The 7,375-nt window shown below is 47.3% G+C and carries 7 protein-coding genes and 1 pseudogene; all 8 read left to right on the top strand.

Annotated elements, in window-relative coordinates:
• The coding region (locus tag Q0095_RS02980; protein WP_297881224.1) for a 5'-3' exonuclease H3TH domain-containing protein at window positions 1–392 on the top strand (392 nt) is incomplete at its 5' end.
• Between the two features lie 219 nt (window positions 393–611).
• Window positions 612–1,559 (top strand): NAD(P)-binding domain-containing protein, encoded by a 948-nt coding sequence (locus Q0095_RS02975; RefSeq protein ID WP_297881223.1) that lies wholly within the window; start codon window positions 612–614, stop codon window positions 1,557–1,559.
• Window positions 1,556–2,761: a methyltransferase gene (locus Q0095_RS02970; protein ID WP_297881221.1), complete on the top strand. Its 1,206-nt coding sequence runs from the start codon at window positions 1,556–1,558 to the stop codon at window positions 2,759–2,761. Before Q0095_RS02975 ends, Q0095_RS02970 begins: the two co-directional genes overlap by 4 nt.
• Window positions 2,754–3,114 (top strand): annotated as a pseudogene (locus Q0095_RS02965) (YkgJ family cysteine cluster protein). The gene Q0095_RS02970 and the pseudogene Q0095_RS02965 overlap by 8 nt, the downstream one beginning before the upstream one ends.
• Window positions 3,093–4,937 carry a hypothetical protein gene (locus tag Q0095_RS02960; RefSeq protein ID WP_297881219.1) on the top strand — a complete coding sequence of 615 codons (1,845 nt, stop codon included), beginning with the start codon at window positions 3,093–3,095 and terminating at the stop codon, window positions 4,935–4,937. The pseudogene Q0095_RS02965 and the gene Q0095_RS02960 overlap by 22 nt, the downstream one beginning before the upstream one ends.
• A 2-nt stretch (window positions 4,938–4,939) precedes the next feature.
• Window positions 4,940–5,740, top strand: coding sequence for an indole-3-glycerol phosphate synthase TrpC (gene trpC / locus Q0095_RS02955; RefSeq protein WP_297881217.1), 801 nt, complete (start codon window positions 4,940–4,942; stop codon window positions 5,738–5,740).
• A gap of 969 nt (window positions 5,741–6,709) precedes the next feature.
• Entirely contained in the window at window positions 6,710–7,198 is a 489-nt protein-coding gene (locus tag Q0095_RS02950) for an HIT domain-containing protein (RefSeq protein WP_297881215.1), read from the top strand.
• A gap of 14 nt (window positions 7,199–7,212) precedes the next feature.
• Window positions 7,213–7,375 (top strand): WG repeat-containing protein (locus tag Q0095_RS10230; protein ID WP_366806007.1); only part of this gene is annotated, 163 nt, incomplete at its 3' end.

Raw genomic sequence — 7,375 nt, 5'->3', positions numbered from 1 at the left:
TAACAGAACATAGCCATGTGTTCTTAACTAAAAAAGGTATTTCTGATATGTTAGAGGTTACTTTAGATAATATGGAAGAACTTTATGGCTATGGTCCTGATAAGGTTATCGAAATGAAGGCTCTTATGGGTGATTCTTCCGATAATATTCCTGGCGTTCCAGGGGTTGGTGAAAAAACAGCTCTTAAATTGATTAATGAATATGGTGATTTAGAGTCTGTATATGAGAATATCGATAACATTTCTGGCAAGAAATTAAAAGAACGTCTTGTTGAAAATAAAGATTTAGCCTTCTTATCTCGTCAATTGGCTACCATCAAGACTGATATGGACTTGTCTTATACGCTCGATCAATTTGTACAGAATTTCCATCTTGGCGAAGTAAAATTTTAAATTCGCCGCTTTTGCCGCATGAGCTTTTATAAACGGATTGGCGCCGTGAAATTTAAAATTTAAACGTAGAAAATTATGTCTTTTCAAATTTAGCCAAGCAAGCATCTTATAAGCGTTAAAATTTTAAATTTAAGCTGCGAAATTGCTAGGAAATTCCACTGATTTTAATGGAATTTTTACTATAATTTCGTATGAAATTTAAAAGATTAAAGGAAATTTATGATAGACGTTTACGACTTGGCGGTGATCGGCGGCGGTCCTTGCGGCATCGCTTCCGTAGTAGAAGCCAAAAGAAACGGGCTTGCACATGTGCTTCTGCTTGAAAAAGGCGACAACCACTCTCAAACGATTAGGCAGTTTTACAAAGATAAAAAGCGCGTCGATAAAGAATATAAGGGCTTTGACAGCGAGACGCGCGGATCTATTTCGTTTGAAACCGGCACGAAAGAGAGCGTGCTAAATTATTTCGACGAGCTCTTAGATAGCGACGAAATCGATACGAATTTCAAAAGTGAGGTCGAAAAGATCGAAAAGCACGCAGATGAGTTTTATATCACGACTAGCTCGGCTGGATACCGCGCGCGCAACGTCATCGTCGCAATTGGCAGGATGGGCAAGCCCAATAAGCCCGCTTATAAAATTCCGCCTTCGATCACGCAACGAGTAAATTTCAATCTCGATAAATGCACGATCAATGAAAAAATTCTAGTCGTCGGAGGCGGTAACTCAGCTGCGGAATACGCTATAGCGCTATGTAAAACCAATGTCGTGACGCTTTGCTATCGCAAGGCTAAATTTACCCGCCTAAACGAGACGAACGAAAGCGACGTAATGCGCGAGACCAAATACGGCAACATCATCTTGCGCTTAGGCATCGATATAGAGGCTCTTGAGAATGAAAATGGCAAGGTGCTGGTGAAATTTGATGATGGCACCGAGCTCGTATTCGACCGCGTGATATACGCGATCGGCGGCACGAGCCCGATCGATTTTCTTAAAAAATGCGGCATCGCTTACGATGAAAACGGCGTACCGATCGTGGATGAAAATCTCCAGACTGCCACTAGTGGGCTTTACGTGGGCGGAGATCTCATCAGCAGAAGCGGCGGATCGATCGTGGTGGCTATAAATCACGCTCATACCATCATCAAAAACATCCGCAGATGAGGCTTTATCAGCCAAAAAAGGGTTATCGCTACACGAGCGATACGATTTTTTTGTGGAATTTTATAAGAAGCTCAGGTGTGCACAAGGCTAATGCTACGTCACAAAATGACTCTTGGGCGCTGGGCTGTGGCGCGGAATTTAAAGACGCGACAGATGGAGGCTTTAATGCGCAGTTTTGCGCCGCGGATTGTGCTTTTAGCAAAGAAGAGTCGTATGCCGCTGACCATAGCACGGAGAACGATCGCGATTTTGGAAGTAAGGGCTGCGCCGAATTCCAGGCGGAATTTAAAAGAGAATTTAAAGCGGGACTTCGGGCGAAATTTCAAAGCGAGCACTGCAAAAATTCTGATTTTCAAAGCGACGAAGCCTGGCATACTTTAAAGCCTGATATCGCAAGCGGTGAAAATTTTAAATTTTGTGACGAGCAAATCGCGCAGTCTTTAGAATCTCAAAAGACGCACGATAAAGATTTCGCGAGCAAATTTAAAGAGGCCAAAGCGCGCGCGGATTTTACTGCGGAGTGCTTGCGTGACGGAGGGTTTGCTGCTTGTAACGAGCGTAGCCCCAAAGGCGCGCTAAATCCGCGAGCGATATATGGCGACGTGTTGGATGTGGGCGCAGGATGTGGAATTTTAGGGCTTTTACTAAAGCGCGATTTTGAGAGCATTAATTTAAGCTTGCTAGAAATTCAAGAGCGAAATTTAGAAATCTTAAGGCTGAATTCTTTGCAAAACGATCTGCCTGCCGAAATTTTGCACGCGGATTTTGCGGAGTTTAGAAGCGAAAAACGCTTCGATTTTATCGTCTCAAATCCGCCCTTTTATCGAGAGCGCATTTCGCTTAGCAAAGAGCCTCATATGGCGCTTAGTAAGAGCGCAGCAAGCCTTAGCCTACGGGATTTCGTGCGATCTGCGAATGCTCATCTTAAGCCTGGCGGCACACTTATTTTTTGCTACGAGGCGGGTAAGCTAGCTAAAATTTGCGAGCTTTTGGGCGAGTTTAGGCTAAATTTGACGAGGCTTGGTTTTGTCTATCCCGACATTTCAAAGCCCGCTAAGCTCGCGCTTTTGCAGGCTCGTAAGAACTCGCGCTCGCCCTGTGAGATCGTCCTTCCGATCTATGCTAGCGCGCACGGAAGGCGCACCGCACAAGCCCACGCGATCTACAAAAGCGCGGATCTGACGAGTGTGGATTATGAGTGAGTTTGGCTTTAGCTTCGATGCAAGCGCGTGCGAGCGCTGCGGCGGTAAGTGCTGCACGGGAGAGAGCGGCTACATCTGGATAGATGAGAGTGAGATCGCGGCACTTGCGGTAAAATTTAAAATTTCGCCCGCGGAGCTTAAAAGGACGTATTTGGACAAGATAGGCGCTAGATTTAGCGTAAAAGAAAAGCCCTTTGAAGGCGGTTTGGCGTGCGTATTTTTTGACGAGGCGCAGCGCAACTGCGGGATTTACGAGCTGCGCCCGAAGCAGTGCCGTAGCTTTCCGTTTTTGGGAATATTTTAAAACGCATACTAAAGAATTGGAGGAAGAATGTATCGGGGTAAGGTTTTAGGCGGAATTTTAATCGCGGCGATGATTTTAGCGCCACAGTATCTAAGTGCGGAGAGTGGGACGAATGCTGCAGCGGCGAAGCAGTCCGTTACGGATAAAAAGGCGTCCGATCGGAATTCCAGCATTGGCACAAAAAAGGGTGCAAAAGATGCAATTAAAAAGAGCTTGATAAATCGCGGCGTAAGCGCTAAAAATATAACCAAAGAAAAGCTAAATCACGCGATGCGAGCGCAAGAGGACGCCGAGCTAAATTTCGATTTGCTTACAGCTTTGGAGCTACTGCATAAAGATCCCGTCGCATCGATGTTTTTATACGAAAAGGCATACAATAAAACGGGCTCGTCCGTTTATCTGCTAGAAGCGCTAAAGACTGCTTTTGCGATCAAAGATCGTAAAAATACGGCGCGCTATTTAAAGCTCGGCGAAAAAAGCCTAAACTCAGACTCCGAGTATCTGCGAGTAAAGATCGGCTACTACTTAGGCATTAAAGATAATCTAAATGCCAATACTGCTGCTCTTAAGCTAGTCACCGTAGATCCCGTTTCGCGTAGTTACGCGATCTTAGCGGCAACATATTATGCGATGGAGAATTTTACTTTAGCCAAAACCTACTTTGAAAAAGCCTATGAGTTAGACAAAACCGACGAAAATCTCATCAGATTATGCGACGTGCTGCTAAATAAACTCGATGATTCGGACGGAGCGATCCGCATTATAGAGACGCACAGGCGCATCTACGGCTGCGCCCAGGGTATGGCGTGCGAGCTGCTAGCTGATGTGTATCGCGCGAATAAACGCTATTTAGATGTCGCTAAGATCGATGAAGCGTTGTATGAAGCCAAAGGGGATAATAAATTCTTAGACGATATGATAGCGATTTATTACTACTCAAACGACTTTGATAAAATAATAGAGCTTTTAAAGAAATACGACTACAAGCGCGAGCTTCTAATCGATGCCTACGCGCATAAAAAAGACTATAAAACCGCGATTAAAATGGCACGCGATGAGTTTATGAAGACCAAAAATTACGACTTTTTGGCGATCGAGGCGATCTACGAATATGAAAGTGCGGGCAAAAGCGTGGACGCTAAAACCCTGTCTAGCGTAGTGGCAAAATTTGAAAATATCGCGCCGCAACTTAAAGACCCCGTGCACCTAAACTACTACGGCTACATCTTAATAGATCACGATTTGGACGTTCGCAAGGGCATCGAGCTCGTCCGCCGCGCTCTACAAAAAGACCCCGACTCGCCGTATTATCTGGACTCGCTTGCTTGGGGATACTACAAGCTTGGCGAGTGCGACAAGGCTAAAAATGAAATGGCTAAGATCAAAGACGCAGAATTTTTTAATTCCCCCGAAGGCAAAGAGCATTTGGAGGCGATTGATGCGTGCGCCGCTGGCATAGGCGTAGCGCCGCAGAATTCTATATCGCAAAACCCCGCTACGATAAAAGGCTCCACGCCGAAAGATCAGGCGCCGCAAAGCCCGGCAATAAAAACTCCTTCGCCTAATTCCATAAAATCTACGGCGCCCGAAAGCTCTGCGTTAGATTCCGCACGTCCGAGCTCCGCTGCAACGCGTGATTTAACGCCAAAAGACTCCGCTTCACAAAATTCTGCCGGGTCTGCAAATTCCGCGATTCAAAACCAGACACCAAATTCCGCGGCTTCTGAAAATTTTGCGACGCCTATAAATTCCGCCGCGCAGAATTCTGCCTCGTCAAGACAAAATTCCGTATCGAGGCAGGATTTTATGCCAGAGCAAAATTCTACGTCGAAAGAGCCCACCGGCTCTAAAATCCAGACACCAAAGCAGTAGCGATGATTTTGGATGAAATTTTAAAGCGCACTCGCGAGGATCTGGCGCTTCGCAAAGAAAGGCTGCCCGAGGATCTGCTCGGCCGCTCGCTAAGCGCCAATCCCTACGAGCCGCGCGACGTCATAAGCGCGCTTAGAAGCGATGAGAAAGATCCGCTTCGCATCATCGCCGAGATTAAAAAGGCAAGCCCGAGCAAGGGGGTCATCCGCGAGGATTTTGAGCCGCTAAGCCTTGCGGTGGAGTACGAAAATGCAGGTGCGAGCGCCTTTTCGGTACTTACTGAGCCGCATTATTTCAGAGGCGATTTGGAGTTTATCCCACAGATCCGCCGCTACACTCGCACGCCCATCTTGCGCAAGGATTTCATCATAGATCGCTATCAGATCCTCGAGGCGCTGGTTTACGGCGCGGATTTTATCCTGCTGATCGCCAAAGCTCTGGAAGGCAAGCAGCTAAGAGAGCTGCTTGAGTTTGCCCGTAGGCTGGGGCTTCGGGCGCTGTGCGAGATCCACGATAAGGACGATCTAAAAAAAGTGGTCTTTGCAGGTGCCGATATTATCGGCATCAACCATCGAAATTTAGAGACTTTCGAGGTCGATACGAGCCTGAGCGAGCGGCTAATCCCGCTGATTCCAAACGGCAAGATTATCGTCGCCGAAAGCGGCTTGCACTCGCACGAGCAGCTTAAAAGCTTGCACGAGGCGGGCGTCGATGCGTTTTTGATCGGCGAGCATTTTATGCGCCAAAATGACGTTGGCGCGGCGCTGCGCGAGATAAAGCTCGGCGCGGGCGGCAAAATTTAAATTTGGCTCGTTTGATCGCGCAAGCTTAAATCCGAAGCGAGCGGTTAAATTTAGCGAACGGAGCGAAATTTTAAGGCGGTAAATTTTAAAATTTTGTAGAATTTGACGGACTTTAAATTTATCAGTTCTTTAAATTTTACGACCGCGATTTGACGTGATTTAGTATCGCACGCCGCGTAAGCATCCGTGCTACGCTTTGGCATCGTGAGTTTGTTATTGCGCGCCGTGCGAGCGGCTACGGAGCGAGGTTTAAATTTACGCCTTTCGTTTGTATAGCTTTCCGTCGCATCATGAGCCGGTGCAAAAAGCGCGGGTTGAAATTTAGCTTTACGTTTACGAAGCCTCGCGCGTGGGGTTGCGCTTGTAGCATTGAGCGCCGAGAATTGCGCGTCTATCGTAATGCCTTGTATGTCTAGCGCGCGCTCTCAAGCTCAGTATTGGCGATTGTACGGCGCCGTAAATTTAATCACAGCTCGCGATCAAGCCTCCCAGAGGAGCTTGCGCGTGCGATAACTGCGCAAAGCGAGCTACCACAAAAGCGGACGTCGTAGGGGCTTAGCAGGGCTGCGATACGCCGCGATTGAACTTCGGCTGTATTAAGACTGCGCCGTGCCCGCGCCGCGTTAAATTTTATCGCGTGTCGCGACGGTGATTGCGGCGCAGGTTTGGCATCGCGCACCGTGCCTGTGAGTGCGTCAAAGTTTTGTTATAATGCGCACGCAAACTGCCAGCGGATTTAATCGCCCGCCGTGCGCTTTGATCTGCGAAGCGTATGGCGCACCGAAGCGCCTTGCGTAGCACGAGATTCGTAAAGAGCGCGCATAACTTTGCGCCGTTTGAGCAAGCGCAGACCGCGTAAATTTAAAATTCTATGAAATTTAGAAGTTTTAAATTCCAAATTTCATAGAATTTTGCGAAACGCAAATTTTAAAATTCCATAGAATTTTGGAATTTCGGAAAGGAAAAGAGATGGATTATCTTTGCGCCCCTTGGCGAAGTGAATATTTTACCGAAAAAAGAAGCGGCTGTCCCTTCTGCGACGCGGCGGCGGATGCGGCGTTCGACGATCGCAACGGCGTGCTTTTTCGCGCGCAGCACTGCTTCGGGGTGATGAACCTCTACCCATACAGCCCGGGCGCGTTTATGGTAATACCATACGAGCATGTCGATAATATCGAGTGTCTTAGCGATGATGCGTGGGCGGAGATAAGCCGCTACGTGCGCGCCGGAGTGGGGATTTTAAAGCGCACATTGGGCGCAAACGGCGTAAATATCGGCATGAACCTCGGCGCCGCCGCGGGTGCGGGCATAGCCGAGCACGTGCACTATCATCTCGTACCGCGGTGGCAGCGCGATACGAATTTCATCACGACGATCGCAAACGTCCGCGTAAACGGAGTTTCGTTCGCCCCGCTTTTTGAGAAGCTAAAAGCGGCTTACGCGGATATTAAAATTTAAAACAGAGGATTGAGATGATTGCGTTTCAGGTAAAAAAAGATGGAAAATGGGGTATTATATATAAAACCGGCAAAGAAGTCATTTCTTGTATTTATGATGATACTTGGGGCTTTTCCGAAGGTTTAGCTAAAGTCGAAAAAGATGGCAAATGGAGTTTTATAGACAAAACCGGTAAAG

The sequence above is a fragment of the uncultured Campylobacter sp. genome (assembly GCF_938045535.1).
Classification (GTDB): domain Bacteria; phylum Campylobacterota; class Campylobacteria; order Campylobacterales; family Campylobacteraceae; genus Campylobacter_B.
Note: the sequence above shows the minus strand (reverse complement) of the source record. Positions and strands in the feature narration are given on the sequence as shown.